The following is a 24,855-nucleotide window of genomic DNA, read 5'->3' as shown; positions in this document are numbered from 1 at the left end:
TCAAAAAACCTCGCGAAATTTAGCAAATTTAATCTTTAATTTCAACTGCTTCATCCTTGATCTCGACCTTTTGCGTAGCGTTTGCGTCGGCTGCGGGCTTTAGATAGCCCTCCTCTATCAAAATTCCCACTGCCCGCTTAAAGATCGGCAGCGCGTTTTGAGCAGCGTAATAGCTGCCCCTTTTAGGCTCGCGCACCAAAACGCCGATCGTGTAGCTGGTATCTGCGTCGTTGGCAAAGCCGAAAAACGAGCTGTTATAGGCGCTCGAATAGCCGCCTCCCTTAGCGATACGCGCAGTGCCCGTCTTACCGCCGATTTGCAGCCCCGCTACTCGACCCTTGCGCCCAGTGCCGCTCTCGACTGTCTTGATTAAAATTCCTTTGATTACGTCAGCTGTAGGTTTAGAGATTACCTGGCGGGTTTCGCTTTCGTTGACGATGTAAGTTTTGCCGTTATTTTCTAGATTTTCGACTAGGCGCGGGCTAATCATGACGCCGCCGTTGTTAAAGACGGTATAGGCATTGAGCATCTGAAGGAAAGTCATCTGCGCGCCGTAGCCGTAGCTGATCGTGGCTTTGTAAATTTTATTATTCAGGCTTTTGATACTAGGTATATTTCCGCTTTGCTCATATGGCAGATCGATACCCGTTTTTTGCGACATACCAAAATTCATAAGCCCATCATAAATAGCCTGCCCCTCCAGCCGCTCTGAAATTTTAATCATTCCAATATTTGAGCTGTGGATGATGATCTCCTCGCCGCTCATCTGCTTAGCCGGGTGCGTGTCGCGGATCGTGCGAGTACCAAGCTTATAGCTGCCGTTATAGGTATTGATGATCTCGCCCGGTTTGACGGCTTTGGCGTCGTAGGCAATTGCGAAAATTATCGGCTTCATAATCGAGCCCACTTCGTAGGCGTATTCGCTCGCGGTAAAATTTAAATTCTTAAGATCGTTTTTTGTTATATTTGAGGGATCATAGCGGGCATTGGTCGCGAGGGATAAAATTTTGCCCGTTTTGGAGTTCATAATGCCCACAACGATTTCTCGCGCATCGTAATTATCAGCGCCCTCATCGCTTAGGCGCTCTATCTTTCTTTGCAGCGTTAGCGGCACGCTTAGGCGGACATTATAGCCGTCGATCCTGCCCGTTTTTTTGCTGCTGCGCTCTAGAATGATGTTGCCGCCGATATCGCGCGGGCCCACGATAAACTCATCTCTAACCGGCGCTAGATAATACTCATAGTACTTCTCGATCCCTTTGATGCCGCTAACCTTGGTGATACCATCAACCTCTTTTTTATTGATATAGCCAATTAACGGAGTGAGCGAATCACCGACATTGTAGCTGCGCTTCTCGCCGCTTTCGCTCACGCTCATGCGGATAGGCGGATTTAGCCTGCCGTTTGAGCCTATGAAGCTAACGAATACCTTTTTTAAATTTAGCTTATACGCAAGCTCTTTTAGATGCACGGCGGTTTTGGCGTCGATTTTATACGACAGCACGGTCGTGCCGCCAGAGCCCTCGATCGCGCTTTTGACGCGCTTTTCACTATCGCCCGTGTAGATGCAGTATAGCCGTACGAAAAGATCAAGCTTGTTTTTATCGATGCTGCGCGCATCGACGCTAACTTTGTAGAGTTTGACGGAATTTGCCGCGACGTAGTTATCCTCTGCGATTATCGCGCCGCGGATCGCGCTGTTGGTTTCATTGACATCCAGGCGCGGTAGCTTGCGCTCAGTGCTGCCCCAAAAATATAAAATCGCCAAAAATACAAAAAGCGCCGCCGGCACGAATATAAACATCACGATAATCATACCGACCGAGGAGCTTTTATCTCTTTGCCACATCTTATTTCTTTAAAATTCTAAATTCCGCGTATTTTTTACGCTGCTGCATTTCAAGCTTTGACTCAATGCTGCGCTCCGCGCGGAACTTTAAGATCCGCAAAGCGCTCAAAGCCGCTATCTTGCGCACTAAGCTCAGCAAATAGAGCGAGGAATTCCGCTCGCGGCATCTCTTTAGCACCCATAAATTTCAGATGCTCGTTCATAATCTGACAATCGATTAGAAAGCCGAAATTTGCAAGCACCTCACAAAGCCTAATCAGCGCAACTTTCGAAGCATTGCTCTTTAGGCTCAGCATACTCTCGCCGCAAAACACACGCCCAAAAATTAGTCCGTATAGCCCACCCACAAGCTCGCCGTCCTCGTACGCCTCGACGCTGTGAGCGTAACCGTCTGCTGCCAAACGCGAGTAAGCCTGCACGATCTGCTCGCTGATCCACGTGCCGTCGCTCTCTTTTTTTCGTACGTCTTTGCAGCGCTCGATGAAGCCCTTAAAATTCGCGTCAAATTTCACTTCATATCGCTTAAGATAGGGCTTAATGGACTTTTGCACACGCACTTCGCACGGATCAAGCACTGCACGCGGATCGGGCGACCACCATAAAATCGGCTCATCCTCGTTAAACCACGGAAATATCCCTGCACTATAAGCACTAAGCAAGCAATCCTCGCTCAGATCGCCACCACTTGCAAGCGGCGCAAAATCGGGCGCATCCATAGGATCTGGAAAATCGTAAAACCGAGCCATTATTTAACGACACTGCTTTGAGCTAGTGCGGGTTGCTTTTTTTCTATCTGCGACAAAGGCGTAGAAGCAAAGCTAAAGCTTAGCTCGCCATCTTTTACGCTCACGCTAACCAAGCCGCCCTCTTGCAGCGCGCCAAAAAGCAGCTCGCCGCTTATATGATCGCTGATCTGAGAGCTGATCTCGCGCTTTAAATTTCGCGCTCCAAACTCGTCTGAATAGCCACGTGAGATAATCAAATCTTTTGCTTCCTTGTTTAGACTAATCTTTACGTTCTTTAGCTGCGACTCCAGCTCACCGATAGTTTTATCCACGATCTTTTCTAAAATTTCGCCGCTTAAGCGGTTAAAATTTATGATTTTATCGATGCGGTTGCGAAATTCCGGCGCAAAGAAGCTTTTTATGGCGCTATCTACTTTATAGCTCTCGTCCTTCGTAAATCCAACTTGCGGCGCTTCTTTCGTGCCTAAATTCGACGTCATTATTATGATAGTATTTTTAAAATCGGTCATAACGCCGTTGTTATCGGTAAGACTTGCGTTATCGAAAATTCCTAAAAAAATATTCGTCATGCTAGGATGAGCTTTTTCTACCTCATCAAATAAAATGACGCTGTAGGGGTGCTTTTTAATGTTATTCGTTAAAATTCCGCCATTTTCAAAGCCCACGTATCCAGGAGGTGCTCCGATGAGCCTAGAGACGCTGTGAGCTTCCATATATTCGCTCATATCATAGCGCTCAAAATGCACTCCAAGCTGCGCGGCTAAGACCTTGGCTAGCTCACTTTTGCCCACACCGCTGCTACCTGCAAATAAAAATACGCCGATTGGGGAGCTTGCGCCTCCAAGCCCGGCGTAAGAGCGCAAAAGCGCCTTGCAAAGGCTGCTAACCGCCTCGTCTTGACCGAAAATTTCGCGCTTGATATTGGCTTCCAGATTTTTTAGTACCTGTTTATTATCGACACTACTACTTAAATTTGCGATATTTGCGCTAATCGAAAGCGTATTTACTAAATCGTCCTTGCTGATTTCAAGCGGAGCTTCGTGCGGCTTAAATGCAAAGCTAGCGCCCACCTCGTCGATGAGATCAATGGCGCTATCGGGAAGGAATTTATCGCTTTGATATTTTTTAGCAAGCGTTACGCTATCACGCAAAATTTCGTCGCTAAATTTCACGCCGTGAAATTCCTCATATTTTTTGGCTACGCCTTTTAAAATTTCGACGCTATCGTCAATGCTAGGCTCGCTTACATCGATCTTGCAAAACCTGCGGCTAAGCGCTTTATCCTGCGAAAACGAGCGGTATTCGCCGTATGTAGTAGCGCCGATGACCGATAGCTCGCCGCTTGCAAGCGAAGGTTTTAGGATATTTGACATATCAAGCTCGTTGCGATTGCCCGTGCCTGCGCCAACGATCGTGTGAATTTCATCGATAAATAAAATCGCGTTTTGATTGGCGCTAAACTCGTCTATGAGATCCTTTAGCCTCTCCTCAAACTCCCCGCGCAGCGTAGTACCTGCGATTAGCGCGCCAGCATCAAGGGCGTAAATCACCTTGTTTTTTAGCTTTTCTGGCACTTCGCCGAGGACGATTTTTAGCGCGATACCCTCGATGATCGCTGTTTTACCAACTCCTGCTTCGCCCACTAAGATAGGATTGTTTTTCTTGCGGCGACAGAGGGTTTGCAGCGTCTTTTCGATCTCTTTTTCGCGTCCGATGAGTGGATCGATCTTACCCTCAAGCGCAATTTTATTGAGATTCGCTGTATAAAGTGAGCTAGGCGAGTCTTTTTTAATATCGCGCTCGTTTATGGCGTCCTTTTCGCCCTCAAACGCAGGCTCAAATTCCGTATTCTGCCACTGCCTGCGACTTTCGTCGTAATTCATCGCATGCGTGATATCATCGATATCGTATGAGTTTAGCTTAATCGCTGCGGCTTCGTCGCGAGAAACGACCTCATCGCGGTGATCGAAAGCAGATTTGTACTTTCGCACGATAAGCTCAAAAATCGCGGCATTGATACCGTAGTGATTTAAAATTTTAGTGCAGTCGTTTTCCTTATCATTTAAAATTTTAAGCATAAAATCAAGCTCGTTTTTAGGCTCTTTGGCATTATTTAATTCAGTATAGAACTGCTTAAATTCTATCGTCTGCGCCGGATCCTTGCCGCTTGATTTAGGCATCATATCCAAAAGCCCGCCCAGATTATCCAAGATATTTAGGTAGTTAATATCCGGAATTTCTTTGGCGATGAGCCCGTGAAAGGGCTTATTGTATTTAAAAATCGCGTAAACTACGTGCGAAGTGGTGATATATTCGTCCTCGCCGTCGTTTGCGACGCTGATTGCTTGTTCAAAATGTTTGTTTAAAAAAAATCCTATCATTGCTTTCCTTTAAATTTAATCCTCTTCGATCTCACATCTAAGAGGGAATCCTGCGGCCTTTGCCGCTTGTAAAACCGCTTGTTGCTTGCACTCGGCTATCTCTTTAGGATACGCGCCGCAAACCGCGCGACCCTGCTTATGAACTTTCATCATTAAATCTACGGCGTCGTTAAAGTTTTTGGCGAAAATCTCCATCAAAATATAAACCACGAAATCCATCGTCGTCACGTCGTCGTTTAGCAAAATCACCTTATACGGACGAGGCACGAAAGATTTTGTTTTGGCGCGAGTGTGAATCTGCACACCGGTTTTAGTTGCCATTTTTTATCCTGGCGATATCGCTTTTTATCACATCAGTATCGACCATGCCTAAGTAATACGGCTTGCCCCGCTCATCACCCTCGTTAATGTCGGTAAGCCTTTGATATTTTCCGTCTTTAAGTACTACTTTAAAAGGGATCGAAAGCGCATGGCGATAACCGATGTCGCTTAAAATTTGACCCACTATACGCTCGTTTTGTTTCGAATTGGAGATGAAATAATACGCATTGAACTTTTTCGTAAAATTTTCGATCACCTGCGCATCGGTAATATCCTCAAAATAAATCAAGCCGACCATCAGAAAATCCGCGGAATTTTTTAGCTGAAAGTCCATCAGATGCGGCGCTTCGATGCGGCACGGCTGACAGTATGTACCAAAAATATCAAACATTAAAATTTTATCGCTGTCCGCAAGCTTAAAGCCCTTTTCTGTGCGCTCGATCGTTACCTCACCGCCTACGACGCTTTTAAGCGTAAATCGTTCGCCCGTTTTAAACGGCGTAAAAGCTACCTCCTCGCCACTTTCTCCGCCAATACGCTCGCCATTTTTATCTTGAGCGGAATTTTTTGCCATCTGATTCTCGCTCGCGGCAGGATTCTCGCCAGCAGAGCCCGTCTTTTTCTGCGAATCATCTCCGCAGCCACTTAAAACAAAAATTGTCAAACATGATAGTAAAAATTTCTTCATTGCATTTCCTTCGGGTTTAAATTTAAGCCCGCATTTTAACCAAAGTTTTGTGAATTTAAAATGAATGCTTGTCGTATCGCTTCATCGCGCTTTGCGCTTCGCGGTCGGCTTCCTTGCGCTTTAGCGATTCGCGCTTATCGTGCAGATTTTTGCCACTAGCCAAAGCGATGCGCGCCTTTACGCGGTTTTTATCATTCAGATACAGCGACAAAACCACGATGGTAAGGCCCTCTTTGCTAACCGCGCCAAGCAGTTTGTCGATCTGCTTTCGGTGCATCAAAAGCTTTCGCGCCGCCCCTTCATCGGGACGAAAATGGGCGTTGGTGCTTTCAAGATAGCTGATATGCGCGTTTAGCAAAAACAGCTCGCCGCGGATCACGCGACAAAAGCTATCTTTGAGATTGCCCCTACCCGCGCGCAGAGCTTTGACCTCGCTGCCCTTTAGCACGATGCCCGCTTCAAAGCTTTCAAGTATCGTAAAATCGTGAAATGCCTTGCGATTTTTACTCAGTTCTTTCATCTTTTTCCTTCTAAATTTGACCCTAAGCTTAGCCCGTTTTTGCTTAAATTTAAAAGCGGTCGCGACGGAATTTTAAATTTTATCTTTTAAATTTTAACCGTGCGCCTTGGAATTTTTATTTTAAGAAAAACACGCTACTGCCGCTGCCGCTTAGAAACATATCGCGATACTTGCTCATCTGCGGATATAGCTTTATGCACGGCGCGAAAAGATCGTTTAGCCGGGGGCCGCCGTATCGCGCTAGCAGCTGCTCGCTGCTTAGGCTAAGCATCTGCCGAGCCTGCGCGGCATTTATGTTTTGCATAAAGCTTGCGCGAAACTCGTTATAAACCGCCGCCGTGGAGCAAAAGATCGCGGGCGTTAAAATTTCGATCGCGGGCAGGCGGTCCTCGAAAGGCTCGATGATCTCGCCGATGCCGCGCACGTTTGCGACCTCAAGCCCGCTAACAAAAAACGCGACGTCCGCGCCGATATTTTGCGCGATCGCGATGAGCCGCTCGCGTGGAATTTTTAAATTTAATTCCTCGTTCGCAAGCCGCAAAAACGCCGCCGCATCGCTACTGCCGCCCCCAAGACCCGCGCCGATCGGAATACGTTTTTTAAGAACGATCTTGTGCGAGCCGAAAAATTCCGCAAGCTCACGCGCAAAGCCCGCCTGCTCGAGCGCCGCCTTGGCTTTTAAAATTATATTATCCGCGATCTGCGCGGCGTCGCATTCAAGCGCAAAGCCGCTCGCGCGCTCGAAGCTTATCTCATCAAAAAGCTCCCTACGCAGCACGAAGCGCGAGGCGATCTCGTGGTAACCGCCGCGCGTGCCGACGACTTTTAAAAAAACATTGATCTTTGTATAAGCCTTCAAATTTTACTCCTTCTGTGCTTTGGCGCGCTTGCGTTAAATTTCAGCCTGCGACATGCCCATCTATAGCGCGATTAAATTCCGATCCGCGCGCGAGTTAAATTTCAGCCTGCGGCGCGCCCCGTCCAGTGCGATTAAAATTTCAAAACCGCGTGCCGTGAAGTGCGCACCGCGGAATTTAACCCGCGATCGCAGCGCCCGATACGTAAATTTATAAGGCGCGGAATTTAAATCCGCAACGCACGCAGCTAAATTTCAACTCGCAGCGCAAATCTATCTTAGCGATTAAAATTCCGAGCTAGCAAAATTCTAACCGCACCGCTGCACGCCGCACTAGGTCATAAATTTAGTTTAGCGATACGCCGCCCGCTACAAAATCAAACCCATCGGCACAGACTACGCATTACCGCAAGCCGAAATTTCATTCGACAAAAGCTGCTTGCTGCGCCGCAATAAGCCTAACCTGCGCGCTTTTTAAATCGCGAAATTTTAATCTCGCAGTGCGTCGCCGTCGCGCGGCAAAAAGCAAATCAAAACGCCGCTTGGTCGCGTTTAAATTTAACCCCATGGATTTATTCCTTTTCACAAGCGAACGTCGCCTGCCTAGTCGCACGTTTAAATTTACGCCGCCCGATGCCGATTTTGCGATCTGTGCGCAACGAAAAAGCGTGATCTCTCACTCGCTGCTCCGCACGATAAAATTTAACCGCGCAGGGAGGCGTGCTATGCTAGCAAATTTAAAACGCGCCCTATTTATAACCGCTCAAATTTCAAGCCAGGGCCGCCCGATCAAAATTCCGTCGCAGGCTGGAGCCGCTGATTAAAACGCGCCGCCCGCGATCGGAACGTCATTCCACAGATACCTCACCTCTCCCGCGCTAATCTCGATGATCGAATAAAAATCGCCGCAGATAAGCAAATAGCGCCCGTCCGCGCGGCTCGCCAGATCCTTTGCAGCGAGCTTCTTGCCCAAGATCACGTCGCGCGCATCGCCGTCGTAAAAGTTCGGCTTAAGATCCAAAAACTCGAGCGGATTTAGCGCCGCCTCGTCCGCAAAGCGCGGATCTTTCAAATCAAAAGCCCCCTCGCTTTCCCGTCTAAGCGCACTTAGCGTACCCGTAACGCCTAGCTTCTCGGCAAAAATTTGCGCAAAAGAGCGCACGTATCCGCCCTCGCTAAGCGCAACGCGAAAGCTTACGAAGGGGTGAGCGTAACTTAAAATTTCGGCATCAAAAACCCGCATCGAGTTCTCTTTCAAGCTCACCTCTTCGCCCGCGCGAGCGAGCTTGTATGCGCGCACGCCGTCAATTTTCTTGGCGCTGAAGGCGGGCGGGATAAATTTTATCTCGCCGCGCATTTGCGCCATCGCGACGTCTAAAACCTCGCGCGAAAGCGGTGGAATTTGCTCCACGCGCCCTATGTTTTCGTTATCGCCGCTTGGGCTTTGCGCGCCCAGCCACAACGTCGCAGTGTAAACTTTTGGCTCCTTTTTCAAAAACCTAAAAAAGCGCGCGTATTGCCCAAATGCCACGATCAGCGCGCCGCTTGCGAAGGGATCGAGCGTGCCGCTAAAGCCAGCCTTTTTCACGCCGTATTTGCGCTTAAGAGCGCTTAAAAATTTATTGCTGCCTATGCCCGCGGGCTTGTCCGCCAAAAACAATCTATTCATAAGAGCCGATCTTTTCTACGAAATTCGACATTATTACGCGCGAAATTCCGCCGAAATTTATAGTGAGCCGATCGCCGTTTACCGCCGTGATCTGTCCGATACCGAAGAGTTTGTGTTTGATCAGCTCGCCCTTGCTAAAGCCGCTGCTTTGCTCGCGTGGAGGCTCTTTAGCCACCAAACCCGCCTCGGCTATAAACCTGCTCGCATCAAGCCTCTCGCGCTTGCCGCGATAAAAGCGGCTAGCGGCAAAGCTAAGCGTAAGCGTGCGTTTGGCGCGCGTAATCGCTACGTATGCGAGCCTACGCTCCTCCTCGATGTCATTGCTGTCACCCAAAAGCGGGAAAAAGCCCTCCTCCAGTCCGATTACGAAAAGGTGCGAAAACTCAAGCCCTTTGCTCGCGTGCACGCTCATTATATTTATCGCATCGCCCATGATCGCGTCTTGATCGCTAAGAAGGCTCAGCTCGTTTAAAAATTCCGCCAGATCAAAATCGGGCTTATTGCTAGCTTCGTCCTTTAGCATAGCCAAAAACTCGTCGATGTTCGCTACCCGATCAGCACCGTCCGGAAGCGAGGCATAGTAAGCCTTTAGCCCGAAAGCGGGCTCCAGCGCGTCTATTTTTTTGATCGTATCGGCTAGCGCGGAGATAGAAGCGATGCCGCTTTTAAGCTCCGCTAGAGCCTGCGCCGCCTTGGCGCTAAGCCCCGCATCAGGCTCGCTAAAAGCGTCAAATAGACTGATAAGTCGCAGGCGCGAAAGCTCATCGAGCTTTGCCAGCGAGACCTTGCCGATGCCGCGCTTGGGCACGTTTATGATCCGCCTCATCGAAAAGTCGTCGTGCTCGTCATTTGCTAAGCGCAGATAGGCGATCGTATCCTTGATCTCGGCGCGCTCGTAAAATTTCACGCCGCCTACCATTTTATACGGGATTTTGGCTCGATTTAGCCCCTCTTCCAGCGCGCGCGAAAGAGCGTTTACGCGGTAAAGCACGGCGATTTGAGAGGGCGCTACGCCGCTTGAAAGCAGCTTTTTGATAGCTTCTGCGATCTTTGCCGCCTCGATACTCTCCTCGTCCGAACGCAAAATTTCGATCTTTTCGCCGCCGCCGTTCATGCTAGTAAGGCTCTTGCCGAGGCGGTTTTTATTATGCGAGATAAGCTCGTTGGCGGCATTTAAAATTTCATCCGTAGAGCGGTAGTTCTGCTCGAGCTTGATAAATTTCACGTTTGAGAACTGATCTTTAAAATTTAAGATATTTTCTATCCGTGCGCCGCGCCAGCCGTAGATACTCTGATCATCATCGCCCACCACCGCGAGGTTTTCATGCGTGGTACAGAGCTTTTGCAGCAGCTTGAATTGAATGTCGTTGGTGTCCTGATACTCATCCACCGTGATATAGGCGTAACGGCGCGAAATTTCATCGCATAGCCGCTCATTGGCGCTTAAAATTTTATAAGGCAATATCAGCAGATCATCGAAATCCACCAGATTATTCGCCGCCAAATACGCCTCGTAGCGCTTGTATGCATCAGCGCAATGCGCGTAAAATCCGCTATACATCCTGCTTAGCTCGTCCTCTTCGCCCTTTAGAAGCTCGTCGATATCTTTGGGGCCGATCAGAGAATTTTTGTAAGTTGAAATTTTAGCCGCCAATAGCGACGTGGGCAAATTTATCTCAAAGCCCTTGATGATCTTTTTCTTATCGTCAGTATCGATTACTTGGAAGTTTGCGCTACGCCCAAGCTCACTAATATGAAATTTCAAAAACAAAAGCCCAAATTTATGAAAGGTGCACAAAAGCGGCACGCTGCTTAAATTTAGCCCGCTTATCAGATTAAGCGCTCGCGAGCGCATCTCGGCGGCGGCTTTGTTCGTAAACGTAAGCGTGAGAGTATTTTCCGCAGGCACGCCGTTTGATAGCAGATAGGCAAGGCGCGCGGTGATCGTTTTGGTTTTGCCGCTGCCCGCACCCGCTAAGATTAGCATCGCTCCGTCCACGTGGCTCGCAGCCTCGCGCTGAGCGGGATTAAGACCTTCTAAAATATCACTCATTTTGAGAAAATTTTACGCGATTTTTCACGCTTAAGCCACTCGGATTCGGGACGAGAAAAATTTACCGCGATGGGCTTGCCGTCCACGACGATCTGCAAGACCGCATAAAACGGCACGCTAAGCGTGCTTGCAAAATCCTGCGGCCCAAAGCCCGCCTCGAAAACCAGCTCATCCTTGCTAAGATGCGCGCTAGAAAGCGTGTATTCCTCCAGCTGCAAAAAGATCGCGGGCATTTTGAAGCTTTTTAAAATTTCCTCCGGCAGCGGCGGGTCAAATTTTATCTGATCCGTCCTCGCAACGATGCCAAATCCATATCCAAGAGCCAAAACGTAATCCAAAACCGCGCCTATATTTGCACTGCTCGCAGCGATAAACTTATCGTCTTTTAAAATTTTATCTATCATCCTAACCCCTCACAAACTCATCTACAAGCGCCGCGACCTGCTCTATGCCGATGCGCCAAAACTCGCTTTTATTGATATCAAAGCCGAATTTCGCCACTAGCTTTTGCGGCTCGTCGCTGCCGCCCGAGCTTAAAAACTCGGTGTAAATTTGAACGAAATTTTCGAGCCTACCGCTCTTATACAACCCGTAAAGTGCGAGCACCAAAAGCTGCGCGTAGGCGTAGGAGTAGCAGTAAAACGGCGAGTGGATGAAGTGCGGGATGTAGCTCCACCAACTTTTGTAATGATCCTGCAAGATTAGCTCGCCCGCAAACATCTTGCGCGACTCCTCCATCCAAAGCTCATTAATACGGTCTACGCTTAGCTCATCTGCGTTTGCATGCACGCGCCGCTCAAAGGTCGTAAATCCGATCTGGCGGTAAAGCGTCGCGAAGATATCTTCGATCTTTGCCGCGAGCATCGCTCTTAGCGCGGTCTTATCGCTTGCGATCTGTGAGGGCGTATCCGTATCGCGCGCAGCAAGCTCGCACGAACCCGCAGAGTCTTGCGAGGCGGCATGTTTTACGGCGTGCTCGTTTGGAATTTCACCGCCCTGAGCCTCTTGCGAAACGCTGCGTTTAAAATTTTGCGAGTCGTTTAAATTTGAAAAATTTTCGCGCATATAATCAAACACCAGCATCTCGCAAAATACCGACGCAGTCTCCGCCGTCGTTAGCGGCGTGAAGGAGTTGAAATAGCCCACGCCGTAGCTTAGATACTGATGTATCGCGTGCCCCAGCTCGTGCGCGAGTGTAAATACGTCGCGGCGCTTGCGCGTGAAATTTAAAAGCACGAAAGGGTGCGTATCGCGCGAGCCCGAATGCGAAAACGCGCCACTTTGCTTATTTTGCGCGGGCATCGCGTCAATCCAGTTTCGCTCAAATGCGATCAACGCAATCTGCTTAAATTTCGGGCTAAATTTTTCAAACGCCGCAAGCACGATCTGCTTAGCCTGCTCGAAGCTAAACTCGCTCTCATCGCCCACAAGAGGCGCGTATCTGTCGTAATCATACAGCGTGTCGTAGCCTAAAATTTCGCGCTTTTTGGCGTAAAATTTGCCGACCAGAGCGAAGCTTCGCTCCGCCTCTGCGATCAGCGCATCGACGCTTGCGATATTTATCTGATTTTCCTCATGCATCACCGCCTCGGCTTTATCGTAGCCCCGCAGCTCGCAGCGAATTTTAAGATCGGTTTTGATCATATTGTAGATGTAACCAAGCAGGTGGGAGTTTTGCTCTAGCACCGCGCTTAGCGAGGCTGCGGCGTCCTTTCGCATCTCGCGATCGGAGCTATGAAGCAGGCTTAAAATTTCCTCCTCGCCGAGCTTCTGTCCGCGAAAATCAAAGCTCATCCGCGCCATGCTCTCGTCAAAAAGTCGCGAAAACGCCTCGCCGCTTACTGGCGAAGTTTTTAAAAGCACGCTTTCTTGCGGCAGGCTTAGCTGGTGGGCTTTGCGCCGCTTAAGCAGACTCAAATAGTATCTGAATCTCCCGCTTCCTGCGATAAACTCGTCCTGTTTTGCGGCGTCAAGCTCGTTAAACTCAAGCTCGAAAAAAAGTAAGCTCTGAGAAATGTCGTTGCAAGCTTGCTCTGTCTTGGCCTGCTGCGCCCCGAGACTTGTATCTCGCGCGAATCTTAGATGCGCAAAGCTCATTATCTTGCCGATCTGCTCGCTGATGCCCTCATAAAGCTCAAGCGCGCCTAAAAACTCCTCCGCGCTAAGAGCGTGTAATCCGTCTTTAAATTTAGCTTCAAAATCCCGAGCCTGCGCAGCTGCGCTATCTATCGCGCCGCTGAATTCCGCTTCGTTTGCAAACAGCTCGCCTAAATTCCAATTCATCGATTTCCTTTTAAAATTTTTGGATAATTTTATCAAAAAAGAATAAGTAAAATTTTAAAAACCGCAAAATCCGCTGCTCTAGCGGAATTCGCGGTAAATTTTAAGGTGAGTTATTTTTGCATACTTTGCGACGCGATCGCCGTAAAAATCACGTCAGTAGAGCTATTGATCGCGGTTTCTACCGAGTCTTGAATCACGCCGATGATAAAGCCGATCGCGACGACCTGCATTGCGATATCATTTGAGATATTAAAGAGCGAGCACGCAAGCGGTATCAGCATCAATGAGCCGCCTGGCACGCCGCTAGCGCCGCACGCACCGACCGCCGAGACCACGCAAAGCAGTAGCGCCGTCCAAAAATCAGGGCGCACGCCGAGCGTATGAGCCGCAGCAAGCGCTAAGATCGCGATTACCACCGCAGCGCCCGCCATATTTATCGTAGCTCCCAAAGGGATCGAGATCGAGCTTAGCTCGTCGCTGATGCCGAGCTTTTTGCATAAATTTAAATTTACGGGGATATTCGCCGCCGAGCTGCGGGTGAAAAACGCCGTGAGGCCGCTTTCGCGCAGGCAGGTAAATACGAGCGGATATGGATTTTTCTTAATCACCGCAAAGACGATGAGCGGATTTACCACGAGGGCTACGAACGCCATCGCGCCTACTAGCACGACTACGATTCGCGCATATCCAAGCAGCGCATCAACGCCGGTTTGATACACGGTAGAAGCTACTAGACCGAAAATTCCAAACGGCGCGAGCTGGATTACGAACTGCACGATTTTAGTTACCGCTTCGCTCAGATCGGTAAAAATTTTCTTTGTTTCATTAGTGCAAAATTTAAGCGCGACGCCAAGACCTATCGCCCAGGTTAAAATTCCTACGTAATTTCCGTGCGCGATAGCGTTTAGCGGATTATCTACGACCTTAAAAAGCAGATCTTTTAGCACGATCCAAACGCTCGCAGGGACCGCATTTTCCGCCGCGCCGACATTACTTAGAGCAAGCTGCGTCGGAAATAAAAAGCTGGCTGCTACCCCCACGCACGAGGCTAAAAAGGTGCCTACGATATATAGAACAACCACGCGTTTTAAGCCGCTTGCGCTACCGTATTGTTTATTTACGATCGAGCTTAAGATCAAGATAAAAACTAAAATCGGAGCTACCGCTTTAAGGGCACCTACGAATAAATTTCCTAAAATTTCCGCAAAAGCTACTACGTTTATTAAAAACGAAGTGTGCTCTGCCGCAATATCGCCCGCCGTCGAACGCGCAGCAAAGCCCAAAATAGCTCCTATTATCAAGCCTGTAACTATGCGCAGAACTAGATTTTTATCTTTGTAGCTAGCTACTAATTTTTGAATCGAACTCATTTTTTACCTTTCAATCAAAACGTCGTTTGAAATATATCGAAATTTTATTTAAGCACATTTAAATTTGGGCGAAATTTCGCAATTTTTAGTTAATCTTAAAACCTCGTTCGATAAAATGGCGCGAAATTTTAATCAGGAGCAGATATGTATCTATTCACAAGCGAAGTAGTAAGCCCCGGACATCCCGATAAATGCGCCGATATCATCGCAGACAGCATCGTGGATGAAATTTTAAAGCAGGACCCCAACGGGCGCGTCGCGGCGGAGGTTTTCATCGCGGGCAAACACGTAGTAATCGGCGGCGAAGTAAACGCTAAGATCGATTTTACACATGATGATTACCGCCACATCGTAAAGGGCGCGCTTAGCGAGATCGGCTACAACGACAACCCTCATTTCACACGCGCGCAGTGCCTGCATCCGCAGGATCTGCAAGTGGACGTATTTTTAAACCAGCAAAGCCCCGACATCAACCAAGGCGTCGATCAAGAGGGCGGCGAGATCGGAGCGGGAGATCAGGGCATAATGTTCGGCTTCGCAAGCTGCGAGACGAAAAATTTTATGCCGGCGGCGATCACCTACGCGAGGCTTCTTTGCGATCACGTTTATGCCTACGCAAAATCCCATCCCGACGAGCTTGGCGTAGATATTAAGACGCAGGTTACGGTCGATTACGGCACGAAGAGCAATTTTGAGGAGTGCAAGCCGCAAAGTATCCATACGATCGTGGTTTCAGCGCCATGCGTCGAGAGTATGAGTATCGAGCGCGTCCGAGATCTGATCGGAAATTTAATCGATTCGGCGGGACTTCCGAAGGAGCTTTACGACAAAAGCAAGACGATCATCTACATCAACCCGACCGGCCGCTACGTAAATCACAGCTCGCTTCACGACAGCGGCCTAACGGGGCGCAAACTAATCGTCGATAGCTTCGGCGGCTACAGCCCTATAGGCGGCGGCGCTCAAAGCAGTAAGGACTATACCAAAGTCGATCGCAGCGGGCTTTATGCGGCGCGCTACATCGCCAAAAACATTGTCGCGGCGGGGCTTGCGAAAAAATGCATCGTCCAGCTCAGCTACGCAATCGGCGTCGCAAAGCCCGTCAGCGTCAGCGTCGATTGCATGGGGACGAATTTAGGCGCGGCGAGCGACGATGAGCTATCCGCTTTCGTGCTTGAAAAATTCCCGCTCACGCCGCGCTGGATTATCGATAAATTCGGTCTTGATCGCCCAGGCAAAGGAAGCTTTCTCTACGCCGACGTCGCCGCGCGCGGACAGGTCGGAAACGACGAATATCCGTGGGAGCAGCTTGACGGCGTGGAGCTTTTTAAGGCTTTGAAATAAAATTTTACGCTTTGCAGTAGCGCCTTTTTAGCTTACGACATTCGCTAGGCTTGCAGCAGCGAGCCTAGCTCAATATTCTACGCGGCTTTTGCATGCCGCGTAGTTTTATCGCATCCCAAGAAATAGCGTTGCGGCAAAATTCTCCATCAAAATTCTAAGCCATGAAATTTAAGAGTTCTAGCAGGTAGAATTGAATTTTAAAAATTTTAGGCGCAACTCGCACAAAATTTTAAAATTGACGCAGTGAAATCCCAAGGCTAAGCCCGTCTAGTTTAGTGATAAATTCTAACTAGAGCAGGCTTTAAAAATTTACACGCAAGCTTTTAAATTCGCAATCGCTTAAAACGAAATTTGACCTACAAAATTTTTTCTAACGCGCTTTTTACTTAATCTCCGAAAGACAAAATTTTAAATTCTCCCTACTTGTGATGTTTAAGCGTGTAGATTTTAAAATTTTGCCATTTTATTTGAAGTTTGCCGCTTTTATTTAGCAAGAAAACCCCCGAAGCAAATTTCATTTAAAAGCGGCATTTGCAAGATAAAAGCGCTAAAATTTTAAAATATGGAATTTATGAACGCTACTAATTTAAAATCTCAGATTGGCACGCTTCGCCAAAGCTCCTCCGCTAACTACGCGAAATGAAAAAGCAAGATTAAATTCTCTCTCGCTCAATGTCACCCGCAAGCAAGCACGGCAAAATATCAAGATTAAATAACATAAGAGATAAAAGAATAAGACAAAAGGAGGAGGCTTAAAGCTTTCTAAAATTCTAGCCTTGTGCGGCGGCGACCGAGCAGCTTTTAAATTGGACTTTAAACGCAATGATGCAAATTGCACGCCTTAACTTAAATGCTAAAGCAGCGATAAAATTTTATCGCTGCTTTCATAAATTAAAATTTTAAAGATACTCCGAGCTACGCAGCTGCAATAAGCAAATCGCCTGCATTTTAATCACCTGCGCCTCGCCTAAATTGCCGATCAAATTTAAGCCGCATACACCTTTATCTGGCGCTTAGTTTAGCCGCGCGGCATAAAAACGCAGCTAAAAAATGAAGCGCTATTTCGTCTGATTATCCTCGTTTTTTGGGGCGGCGGTGCTTGCATTTATCTCGCTGGCTGCGTTATTTACGGGCTCAGGAACAGAGATTTTTTTCACCGAAGCAGTGAAATTCTGCTCGGCTTCAACGTCGCCCGTTTTTTCGATATATGTAAAATCGCCCATCTTCGTCCACGTTCTAGCTTTAGCTAAAAACGCCTTTTGGCTCTCCCAAATCTCTTTGAAATCGGGATTTTTCTCGCTTTCTTCGGCTAAAATTTCATCCGTCGCCTTGCGAAGCGCACGCATAATCTCAGGCGAAAAAGAGCGAATCTGAACGTTCGGATATTTCTTTTTGATCTCGTCCCAAATTATTACGTTTTTATAAAACGTCTCGTTTTCTGCGTATTCGCGCGCCTTTGCGATCGAAGCCTCTAGGATATTTTGCAAATCCTTAGGAAGCTTCTGCCAAGTTTGTAGATTTATCACGATCTGCTGCTCGCTAGCGGGTTCTTGCCATCCTGTATAATAGTAATTTGCAACCTTGTGAAAGCCTAGAGGTATATCAAAGCTAGGACTTGCCCACTCGACCGCATCGATGGTGCCCATCTCTAGCGCCATATATAGCTCACCTACCGGTATCGTAGCGACTGCGACGCCAAGACGGCTCATAACCTCCCCACCAAAGCTTGGAATTCTAAATTTAAGCCCTTTTAGATCGTCTAACGTATTAATCTCTTTTTTAAACCAACCACCCATCTGCATGCCGCTATTTAGGATATTAAAAACCTTTAGATTGCTTTTAGCATAGAATTTATCCGCTAGCTCCTTGCCTCCGCCGAAGTAATACCAAGCGTGCTGTTCGTCTTTCGTCATACCAAAAGGCACGGTCGTAAACAGCATATTCGCGCTATTTTTGCCTTTATAATAGTAGCTCGCAGTATAGCCTAAATCGTATTGTCCGTTTTTGACCATATCATAGATCGCAAAAGGTGCTTTATGTTTGCTAGGCGCGTCGATACTGATTTTCAGCCTGCCATCAGACATACTATCTGCAAGATCTGCCATACGCTTGGCGACATCGCCTACGATAGGCATACTAAGCTCGTAAGTCTGAGCTAGCTTAAGGCGATAAACTTTCTTATCCGCGCCCCACAGCGACGTGGCTATAATCAAACTTAATCCGACAAGAATCGATTTTTTCATATACTACTCCCAAAATGAAATGGTGCGAATTTTATATAAAATCATCTAAATTCACGCTTTTATAACTAGCTTTTAAGCGAAATTTTCGCACAATTGCAGCCAAATTCGATAAGGAAAGGGCATGCAAGAAAAACATTACGACGTAATCATCATAGGCGGCGGTATCACTGGCAGTGCGCTAGCATATGTATTGGCAGAATTTAGCGGGATCAAAAATATCGCTCTACTTGAAAAATACGAAGGGCTTGCGACGCTAAATTCTAAAGCCAGCGCAAACTCTCAGACGATTCATTGCGGCGACATCGAGACCAACTACGACCTGCAAAAAGCGACCGAAGTCAAGCGCAAGGCGGATATGATCGTGAAATATTGCCAAAAGCATGGATATGAGAATAAATTTTTATTTCAGGGGCAGAAAATGGCTCTTGGCGTGGGCGAAAGCGAGGTAGAGCTAATTAAAGACCGCTTTGAGAAATTTAAAGAGCTTTATCCGTATCTGCAGCTTTTTGACAAGGAAGAGCTCAAAAAAATCGAGCCCAAGCTAGTTTTTGACGGGCGCGGCGAGGAGCGAGCGGAGGATATCGTCGCAATGGGCGTGCAATCGGGAGTTTACACGACGATCGATTACGGCGCGATGGCGAATTCTTTTGTGCAAAACGCTAAAAACGTGGAAGGCAAAACCTGCGATCTGTACCTAAACACCGAAGTGCAAAACATCACTAAAGTAGGCGATAAGTTCTATATCCGCACCGCAAATAGACTCTCGCTAAGCGCTGATTTTGTAGTCGTAGATGCAGGTGCTCACTCGCTGTGGCTCGCACACCGCATGGGGCTAGGGCTTGATCTTAGCACGATCTGCATCGCGGGCAGCTTCTATCTAACCAAGCAAAAGCTTCTAAATGGCAAGGTTTACATGATGCAAAACCCAAAGCTTCCATTTGCCGCGCTTCACGGCGATCCGGATTTGCTCGCAGGCGGCTGCACGAGATTTGGCCCTACCGCGCTTACGATGCCGAAGCTCGAGCGCTACAAGGGCTGTCGTTCGGTGCCGGAATTTTTTCAATCATTAAATTTTGACATGGACGTAGCTAAGGTCATTTGGCAAAATTTTGGCGATAGCGAGGTAAGGGACTTCTTAATCCGCAATATAGGCTTTGAGATACCGATTTTAGGTAAAAAGCTTTTCGTCAAAAATGCGCGCAAGATCATACCTAGCATCCGCGAGGAGGATATTTACTACGCCAAGGGCTTTGGCGGCGTGCGCCCACAAGTAATCTCACACTCGCAAAAAAAGCTGCTTTTAGGCGAAGCTAGAATAGGCGAAAATCCGGGGATTATCTTTAATATGACCCCAAGCCCCGGCGCTACGAGCTGCCTAGGTAACGCGCTTCGCGACGCAAAAGGTGCCTGCGAATATTTGGGAGCGAGCTTTGATGATGCAAAATTTGACGCGGAAATGATGCAATAAAGAGGAATTTTTAAATTTCGCTCGGGCAAGAATTTTGAAATTTTACTTCGGCGAGGACTTTAAAATTTTGCTCGCGCTTTACGTATATAGGAGATTTTAAAAAATTTCATTCAAACGCGAATTTTTAGAATTTAACCTGCACCGCATATTATGAAATTTTAAAATTTCACCATGCCGTAGAATTCTGAAATCCTCCCGCGCCATAAAATTTTAAAATTCCTTCGTCTAACGAATTTTAAAATTTAGAAATTTCAAAATTTTGCGTAAAATTTCGCCTAATGCGGCGATAAATTTTAAATTTAAAGGAGAAAAGATGCTTAAAAAAACCAAAATTTTAGCGACCATCGGACCTGCCAGCGACAGCGAAGAGATAATGAGCGCGATGGTAAAGGCGGGCTGCAACGCCTTTAGGATGAACTTCAGCCACGGCACGCACGAGTATCACGAGGCAAATTTAAACAAAATTCGCGCCGTAGAAAAGAGCCTGGGCGTGCGCGTGGGCGTCTTTCAGGACATCAGCGGCCCAAAGATCCGCGTCGGCAAGCTCGAGGAAAATTTTAAACTAAAAACGGGCGATAAAATCACCTTCCTTCCTCGCGAAATCATCGGCAAAAAGACCGCCCCTGGCGAATACGAGCTGTGTATCAACCACCCTGAAATTTTGCCGTTAATGAAGGTGGGCGAGTTTATCTTCCTCTACGACGGCTCGATCCGCGCCAAGGTAGTCGCGGTAAGCGAGCAAGGCGTGCGAGCGGTGCTCGAAAACGACGGCTTTTTAAGCTCGAATAAGGGGGTAAACTTCCCAAACACCCGCCTAAATATCGACGTCATCACGCAAAAAGACCTCGCAGATCTGCGCTGGGGCGCAGCGCACGGCGTAAATTTCGTAGGCATCTCCTTCGTGCAGTCGCAAAACGACATCCTGCGCGTGCGCGAAATTTTAAACTCGCTGGGCTCAAAAGCTAAAATTTACGCCAAGATCGAGAAATTCGACGCGGTCGAAAACATCGAGCAGATCATCGAAGCAAGCGACGGTATAATGGTCGCGCGCGGAGATCTGGGCATCGAGATGCCGTTTTATGAGATCCCGCGCATCCAAAAACGCATCATCGCCCTAGCCAACGCCCGCTCAAAGCCCGTCATCACCGCCACGCAGATGATGCTTAGCATGACCGAGCACGAGCGCGCCACTAGAGCTGAGATCAGCGACGTCGCAAACGCCGTGCTCGACGGCACCGACGCCGTAATGCTAAGCGAGGAAAGCGCCATCGGCAAAAATCCCGCAGCCGTGGTCGCCGCGATGAGCGAGACGATCCGCGAGACCGAAAAGATCTATCCTTACGATAAATTTAACGATTACGATTTCTACGACGAGACCGATATGATCACTTCAAGCACCGCAGCGCTTGCCGCAAGGCTGGGCGCGGGCGCGATACTTTCGATCACGGGCTCGGGGCGCTCGGCGATCAAACTCGCACGCAACCGCGCCAAAATCGACATCATCGCAATCGCGCACGACGAGCAGACCGCGCACGCGCTAAGTCTCGTGTGGGGCGTAAATCCAGCGATGGTCAGGGAAAAAACGAGCATCAACTCGCTGCTCGCACGTATCATAAGTGAGGCTCTGCAGCGCGGGCTCATCGAAGAAGGCGGCACCTACGTGATGACGGCGGGCTTTCAAAGCGGGCATCCCGGCAGTACCGACTACATCCGCATCATCAAAAAAGATCAGATCGATTTCTACCGCGACGCGGCAGAAACGGGCTTTAGCGGTAAAATTTAAAAAATCAAAATGTCAAAGTCCATTAAAATCAAAGAATCGCGGTTAAATTTAACCCCTTGCTACGAACTAACGCCAAAAGAGGCGCGAGAGCTCGTCAGCATCGGCATCACCGAGCGCGGCGAGATATATTTTCTATGCGAGGATGCGGGCGAATACGTCATAAAATTTATGCAAGACGGGCGGCTGCGCGAGATAAAAACCGACGCGGACGAAAACGGCTACCGCTTCGCCGTGTCCGTGGATTTTCCAAACCGTTGGGCGCTGCTAAACGCTCGCTCGCGCTACGATGAGAAGCTAAAACGCAGCGAGGAAAATTTAAAATTTATCGATGAGCTGGGCGCCCGGACGGGCAAAATTTGCGTGGGCGACGGCATAGCAAAGATCATAGCGCAGGGCGGGCGCCTCTACGTTTCATATTTTGGAGACGGGCTCTTCGGCAACTTCGGCGGAGACGAGTGCGAACTCGCCGTTTGGAACGAAGCGGGCGAAAAACTCTATGGATTTGACCTCAGCCGGATTCACGACTGCTACGCGATAAATCTATTTGGCGGCGCGTGCTACGCGCACTATTGCAGTAGCTTTGATTTCGTGCGTATCAAGGACGGGCAAGCCACGGCGTATACTCCGAAAATCAGTTCTTATAAACCGGGCTCCGCGGCTATTGAAACGTGCGAGTTAGAATTTTCAAAGAGCGATTATATTTTTGCGAGCAGCGACTTCGCGCTGGATGAGCGAAGCGTGCTATTTTGCCTGGCCGATAACGACAAAGAAGAGCTGTTTTTGTTTAAATTTAAAGGCGAAACGCTAGAATTCGACAGAAAAATCAGCCTAAATTTTCTCGGCGCAGACGGCTCGAAAAATAACAAAAATGAGGGCTGCGGCTCGTACGGGAACGGCGAATATTTAGCTCTTTTAAAAGGTGCTAAAATTTATAAAATTTGCGTGAGCGAGCTAGATTGAAATGTAAATTTAGTAGCTAACGGCGTCTAAATTTAGCCGCGTAAAGCGTAGCGCTGAAGCCGAATCAAAAGAAATAGAGCCGCACCGAAAAATTAAAATTCCGCAAAAATATATTCGTTAAAAATCAAGCTCGCGCTCTTAAATTTCAGGGTATAATTACGAAACAAATTTACAAAATTTAACCGAAGGAGAAACCATGAAAAAATTTCGCTTACTACTGCTCTGTGCGGCGGCGGCTGCGACTTTGAGCGCCCAAGGCGAGAGTGAGGATAAGGTGGAAAAAATCACTTCGATCGACATCTATGTTTCGCCGTTTTATTCGGCTAAGGAGGGCAAGCCCGAATACGTGCATGTTTACGAGCCGATCGACGATCTGTTGATGAAAAACGACGTGCCGAGCCTGAAAAAAGCGATCAAAATCATCGAGGACGCCCCGGACATGGTCGCTCCGACTACGCTGATGACCGTCGCTGCGCGCGCTTATGATCTGGGGCTTAAGGACGACGCGGTGTTTTGGTTCTACGCGGGCAAATACCGCTTCATCTCCTTCGCCTCGGTAATCGACGTCAGCGGCGCGATGTTTATGGAGACGGTCGAGGCAAATTCCGCTTTCATGCACCTTGCGGGCGACGTGATCAACCCATACGCGTTTTGCGACATCGACAAGCAGCAGATCATAGTCGAAAAGGCGGTGGATTGGGTAGAGGATCATCCGTACAAGGCGATATTTTCAGATAAATTCCCATCCATGGCTAGCGACCGCAAGGGGGCTCTAAAGGAAGTGATAGAAAAGCTCAAAGCCGATCAGCAGAAGCAAAAACAGTATTTTGCCGATCCGAAAAACAGAGCCGATTACATCGCCGAGCGCAAGAAATACCGCACTGACGAGCGCTTCTGCGACTAAATTTGCGGCTAAGTTTATCGCCTAGTCGGCTTTGGCTAGCTTAGCCGTACTTTGCCTAAATTTCAGCTCGCAGGCTAAATTTAGGCAAATTTCAAGCTATGCTTCAAAATAAAATTTTAAGGAAAGGGCGTGAGCGAAATTTTAAAAAACGTGATGCCGCCGCCGTGGATCAAATACCCCGCTCTTAGCGAGTTTTCGCTTGGCTGGCGGATGGGCGCGGCAGAGGATTATAAATTTAAATTTTGGCAGTGGTTTGAGCGCCTGGATAAAGCGGCGCAAAAAGCGTATGCACGGGCCTTCCCCTATCCTTGCTTTTGGCACTACGGCGACTGGAACGGGCTGGATGAGACGTCTGAAAATGAGCGCGTAAAATGCGCGCATGGCGACGACAGATGCTGCTCGGAGCCACGAAATTTGAAATTTAGCGAGTGTGGTGAGCTTAGGGGCAATCTTACGGACGACACGGACGATTTCTACCGCGAGGGCGTGCCGTTTTGGCGACGTGGCGGAGCGGCGAAATACGATAAAACTTCGCTAATAAATTCTTCCAAAGCGCACGAATTTCTATTTTTCTACAAGCCGGATGCGGCCGCGGACGAATCCTGCCTCGGGCAGTGGCAGAGCTCGCCTTTTGCCGTAGATACCGACGAGTATGCCTGCGCCGAGCAGTTTATGATGGCGAGCAAGGCGCAAATATTCGGCGACGAGCAGACGCGGGAGCGGATAATACAAAGCCGCGATGCAAAGCAGATGAAGGCGCTAGGCAGGCAGGTGCGGGGCTTTGATGAGCGGCTCTGGGGCGAGGTGCGCTACAGCATCGTGCTAAGCGGCAATTACTATAAATTTACGCAAAATCCCGCGATGATGCGCTTTTTGCTCGCGACGGGAGATAAAATTTTAGTTGAGGCCAGCCCGCTAGATAAAATTTGGGGTATCGGCCTTGGGCAGCAGAGCGAAAATGCAAGCCGTCCGAGCGCGTGGCGCGGGCAAAATCTGCTCGGCTTTGCGCTGATGGAGGTGCGAGATGAGCTGCGCAGGCTGTATAAAAACTACGACCTGATCGATAAGAAATTTTTACAAGATTAGGCGTCGGTTAAAATTTTACCGCTCCTGCCGGGTGCATTCGGCACGGACATAGCGCGGCAGAGCGGCGAGGCGCCAAATTTATAAAATTTTAAAATTTATACAGACGGCTGAGGCTCGCGCCGCTTTTGCGACGGTTTGGATTAAAATTTAAATAGCCGCCGTCCGCGCAAAATTCCGCCGAAAGCCCTCGTAAAATTTCAAAAGCAGATCGCGCGGAATTTCGGTCGCTTAAACTCGCGCAAAATTCCAACCACCCGATGATGTAAAATTCCAATCCAAAAACTCGCGCAAAATTCCGACTAGCCGACATAAAATTCCGCCGCCGCCGTCT

At 48.4% G+C, this 24,855-nt stretch carries 20 protein-coding genes; 6 read left to right on the top strand and 14 right to left on the bottom strand.

Annotated elements, in window-relative coordinates; all coding sequences use genetic code 11:
- Positions 1 to 28 precede the first annotated feature (28 nt).
- The 12 genes from Q0380_RS10245 to sstT form a co-directional block, all read right to left on the bottom strand.
- On the bottom strand, positions 29 to 1,849 hold the full coding sequence (locus tag Q0380_RS10245) for a penicillin-binding protein 2 (RefSeq protein ID WP_298963406.1): 1,821 nt from the start codon (positions 1,847 to 1,849) through the stop codon (positions 29 to 31).
- Between the two features lie 62 nt (positions 1,850 to 1,911).
- A complete protein-coding gene (aat, locus tag Q0380_RS10240) occupies positions 1,912 to 2,595 on the bottom strand; it encodes a leucyl/phenylalanyl-tRNA--protein transferase (RefSeq protein WP_297943152.1) in 684 nt (227 codons plus the stop codon).
- The gene (locus tag Q0380_RS10235; RefSeq protein ID WP_298963403.1) at positions 2,595 to 4,976 is read right to left on the bottom strand and encodes an AAA family ATPase; all 2,382 of its coding nucleotides are present in this window, start codon (positions 4,974 to 4,976) and stop codon (positions 2,595 to 2,597) included. The genes aat and Q0380_RS10235 overlap by 1 nt, the downstream gene beginning before the upstream one ends.
- Before the next feature lie 15 nt (positions 4,977 to 4,991).
- Positions 4,992 to 5,297, bottom strand: a complete 306-nt coding sequence (locus tag Q0380_RS10230) for an ATP-dependent Clp protease adaptor ClpS (RefSeq protein WP_291936640.1) — start codon at positions 5,295 to 5,297, stop codon at positions 4,992 to 4,994.
- Positions 5,287 to 5,985, bottom strand: coding sequence for a TlpA family protein disulfide reductase (locus Q0380_RS10225; protein WP_298963400.1), 699 nt, complete (start codon positions 5,983 to 5,985; stop codon positions 5,287 to 5,289). Before Q0380_RS10225 ends, Q0380_RS10230 begins: the two co-directional genes overlap by 11 nt.
- A 55-nt stretch (positions 5,986 to 6,040) precedes the next feature.
- On the bottom strand, positions 6,041 to 6,505 hold the full coding sequence (gene smpB / locus Q0380_RS10220; RefSeq protein WP_177386608.1) for an SsrA-binding protein SmpB: 465 nt from the start codon (positions 6,503 to 6,505) through the stop codon (positions 6,041 to 6,043).
- A 115-nt stretch (positions 6,506 to 6,620) separates the two neighbouring features.
- Entirely contained in the window at positions 6,621 to 7,364 is a 744-nt protein-coding gene (locus Q0380_RS10215; protein WP_298963397.1) for a 4-(cytidine 5'-diphospho)-2-C-methyl-D-erythritol kinase, read from the bottom strand.
- Between the two features lie 817 nt (positions 7,365 to 8,181).
- On the bottom strand, positions 8,182 to 9,030 hold the full coding sequence (gene truB, locus Q0380_RS10210) for a tRNA pseudouridine(55) synthase TruB (protein WP_298963395.1): 849 nt from the start codon (positions 9,028 to 9,030) through the stop codon (positions 8,182 to 8,184).
- Entirely contained in the window at positions 9,023 to 11,083 is a 2,061-nt protein-coding gene (locus Q0380_RS10205) for an ATP-dependent helicase (RefSeq protein ID WP_298963393.1), read from the bottom strand. Before Q0380_RS10205 ends, truB begins: the two co-directional genes overlap by 8 nt.
- On the bottom strand, positions 11,080 to 11,487 hold the full coding sequence (locus tag Q0380_RS10200) for a hypothetical protein (RefSeq protein WP_297960736.1): 408 nt from the start codon (positions 11,485 to 11,487) through the stop codon (positions 11,080 to 11,082). Before Q0380_RS10200 ends, Q0380_RS10205 begins: the two co-directional genes overlap by 4 nt.
- 1 nt (position 11,488) lies before the next feature.
- Positions 11,489 to 13,366 carry a M3 family oligoendopeptidase gene (locus Q0380_RS10195; protein ID WP_298963391.1) on the bottom strand — a complete coding sequence of 626 codons (1,878 nt, stop codon included), beginning with the start codon at positions 13,364 to 13,366 and terminating at the stop codon, positions 11,489 to 11,491.
- A gap of 110 nt (positions 13,367 to 13,476) precedes the next feature.
- Positions 13,477 to 14,736, bottom strand: coding sequence for a serine/threonine transporter SstT (gene sstT, locus Q0380_RS10190; protein ID WP_298963389.1), 1,260 nt, complete (start codon positions 14,734 to 14,736; stop codon positions 13,477 to 13,479).
- A gap of 144 nt (positions 14,737 to 14,880) precedes the next feature.
- Between sstT and metK the strand changes: the two genes are divergently transcribed.
- Complete coding sequence (metK, locus tag Q0380_RS10185) at positions 14,881 to 16,080, top strand: methionine adenosyltransferase (RefSeq protein ID WP_298963385.1); 1,200 nt, start codon at positions 14,881 to 14,883, stop codon at positions 16,078 to 16,080.
- A 1,058-nt stretch (positions 16,081 to 17,138) separates the two neighbouring features.
- On the opposite strand, the gene dctP is transcribed toward metK, so the two are convergent.
- Complete coding sequence (gene dctP / locus Q0380_RS10180; RefSeq protein WP_298963383.1) at positions 17,139 to 18,323, bottom strand: TRAP transporter substrate-binding protein DctP; 1,185 nt, start codon at positions 18,321 to 18,323, stop codon at positions 17,139 to 17,141.
- Positions 18,324 to 18,444: 121 nt separating this feature from the next.
- Between dctP and Q0380_RS10175 the strand changes: the two genes are divergently transcribed.
- From Q0380_RS10175 to Q0380_RS10155, 5 genes are all read left to right on the top strand, one after another.
- The gene (locus Q0380_RS10175; RefSeq protein WP_298963381.1) at positions 18,445 to 19,791 is read left to right on the top strand and encodes an FAD-dependent oxidoreductase; all 1,347 of its coding nucleotides are present in this window, start codon (positions 18,445 to 18,447) and stop codon (positions 19,789 to 19,791) included.
- Between the two features lie 313 nt (positions 19,792 to 20,104).
- Positions 20,105 to 21,574 carry a pyruvate kinase gene (gene pyk, locus Q0380_RS10170; protein ID WP_298963379.1) on the top strand — a complete coding sequence of 490 codons (1,470 nt, stop codon included), beginning with the start codon at positions 20,105 to 20,107 and terminating at the stop codon, positions 21,572 to 21,574.
- Between the two features lie 9 nt (positions 21,575 to 21,583).
- A complete protein-coding gene (locus Q0380_RS10165) occupies positions 21,584 to 22,534 on the top strand; it encodes a hypothetical protein (RefSeq protein WP_298963377.1) in 951 nt (316 codons plus the stop codon).
- 196 nt (positions 22,535 to 22,730) lie between these two features.
- Positions 22,731 to 23,438: a cytochrome-c oxidase gene (locus tag Q0380_RS10160; protein WP_298963374.1), complete on the top strand. Its 708-nt coding sequence runs from the start codon at positions 22,731 to 22,733 to the stop codon at positions 23,436 to 23,438.
- 129 nt (positions 23,439 to 23,567) lie between these two features.
- Entirely contained in the window at positions 23,568 to 24,524 is a 957-nt protein-coding gene (locus Q0380_RS10155) for an NADAR family protein (RefSeq protein WP_298963371.1), read from the top strand.
- Between the two features lie 88 nt (positions 24,525 to 24,612).
- On the opposite strand, the gene Q0380_RS10150 is transcribed toward Q0380_RS10155, so the two are convergent.
- On the bottom strand, positions 24,613 to 24,834 hold the full coding sequence (locus tag Q0380_RS10150; protein WP_298963368.1) for a hypothetical protein: 222 nt from the start codon (positions 24,832 to 24,834) through the stop codon (positions 24,613 to 24,615).
- Positions 24,835 to 24,855: the final 21 nt, after the last annotated feature.

The sequence above is a fragment of the uncultured Campylobacter sp. genome, assembly GCF_937959485.1.
In the GTDB taxonomy this organism is placed as follows: domain Bacteria; phylum Campylobacterota; class Campylobacteria; order Campylobacterales; family Campylobacteraceae; genus Campylobacter_B.
Note: the sequence above shows the minus strand (reverse complement) of the source record. Positions and strands in the feature narration are given on the sequence as shown.

Excerpts from the sequence above, each read along its gene's own strand:
- dctP (WP_298963383.1), bottom strand. The coding sequence starts at position 18,323 with ATGAAAAAATCGATTCTTGTCGGATTAAGTTTGATTATAGCCACGTCG.
- Q0380_RS10200 (WP_297960736.1), bottom strand. The coding sequence starts at position 11,487 with ATGATAGATAAAATTTTAAAAGACGATAAGTTTATCGCTGCGAGCAGT.
- Q0380_RS10225 (WP_298963400.1), bottom strand. The coding sequence starts at position 5,985 with ATGAAGAAATTTTTACTATCATGTTTGACAATTTTTGTTTTAAGTGGC.
- smpB (WP_177386608.1), bottom strand. The coding sequence starts at position 6,505 with ATGAAAGAACTGAGTAAAAATCGCAAGGCATTTCACGATTTTACGATA.
- Q0380_RS10165 (WP_298963377.1), top strand. The coding sequence starts at position 21,584 with ATGTCAAAGTCCATTAAAATCAAAGAATCGCGGTTAAATTTAACCCCT.
- Q0380_RS10160 (WP_298963374.1), top strand. The coding sequence starts at position 22,731 with ATGAAAAAATTTCGCTTACTACTGCTCTGTGCGGCGGCGGCTGCGACT.
- truB (WP_298963395.1), bottom strand. The coding sequence starts at position 9,030 with ATGAATAGATTGTTTTTGGCGGACAAGCCCGCGGGCATAGGCAGCAAT.
- Q0380_RS10205 (WP_298963393.1), bottom strand. The coding sequence starts at position 11,083 with ATGAGTGATATTTTAGAAGGTCTTAATCCCGCTCAGCGCGAGGCTGCG.
- Q0380_RS10235 (WP_298963403.1), bottom strand. The coding sequence starts at position 4,976 with ATGATAGGATTTTTTTTAAACAAACATTTTGAACAAGCAATCAGCGTC.
- sstT (WP_298963389.1), bottom strand. The coding sequence starts at position 14,736 with ATGAGTTCGATTCAAAAATTAGTAGCTAGCTACAAAGATAAAAATCTA.
- Q0380_RS10150 (WP_298963368.1), bottom strand. The coding sequence starts at position 24,834 with ATGTCGGCTAGTCGGAATTTTGCGCGAGTTTTTGGATTGGAATTTTAC.
- metK (WP_298963385.1), top strand. The coding sequence starts at position 14,881 with ATGTATCTATTCACAAGCGAAGTAGTAAGCCCCGGACATCCCGATAAA.
- Q0380_RS10245 (WP_298963406.1), bottom strand. The coding sequence starts at position 1,849 with ATGTGGCAAAGAGATAAAAGCTCCTCGGTCGGTATGATTATCGTGATG.
- pyk (WP_298963379.1), top strand. The coding sequence starts at position 20,105 with ATGCTTAAAAAAACCAAAATTTTAGCGACCATCGGACCTGCCAGCGAC.
- aat (WP_297943152.1), bottom strand. The coding sequence starts at position 2,595 with ATGGCTCGGTTTTACGATTTTCCAGATCCTATGGATGCGCCCGATTTT.
- Q0380_RS10230 (WP_291936640.1), bottom strand. The coding sequence starts at position 5,297 with ATGGCAACTAAAACCGGTGTGCAGATTCACACTCGCGCCAAAACAAAA.
- Q0380_RS10175 (WP_298963381.1), top strand. The coding sequence starts at position 18,445 with ATGCAAGAAAAACATTACGACGTAATCATCATAGGCGGCGGTATCACT.
- Q0380_RS10195 (WP_298963391.1), bottom strand. The coding sequence starts at position 13,366 with ATGAATTGGAATTTAGGCGAGCTGTTTGCAAACGAAGCGGAATTCAGC.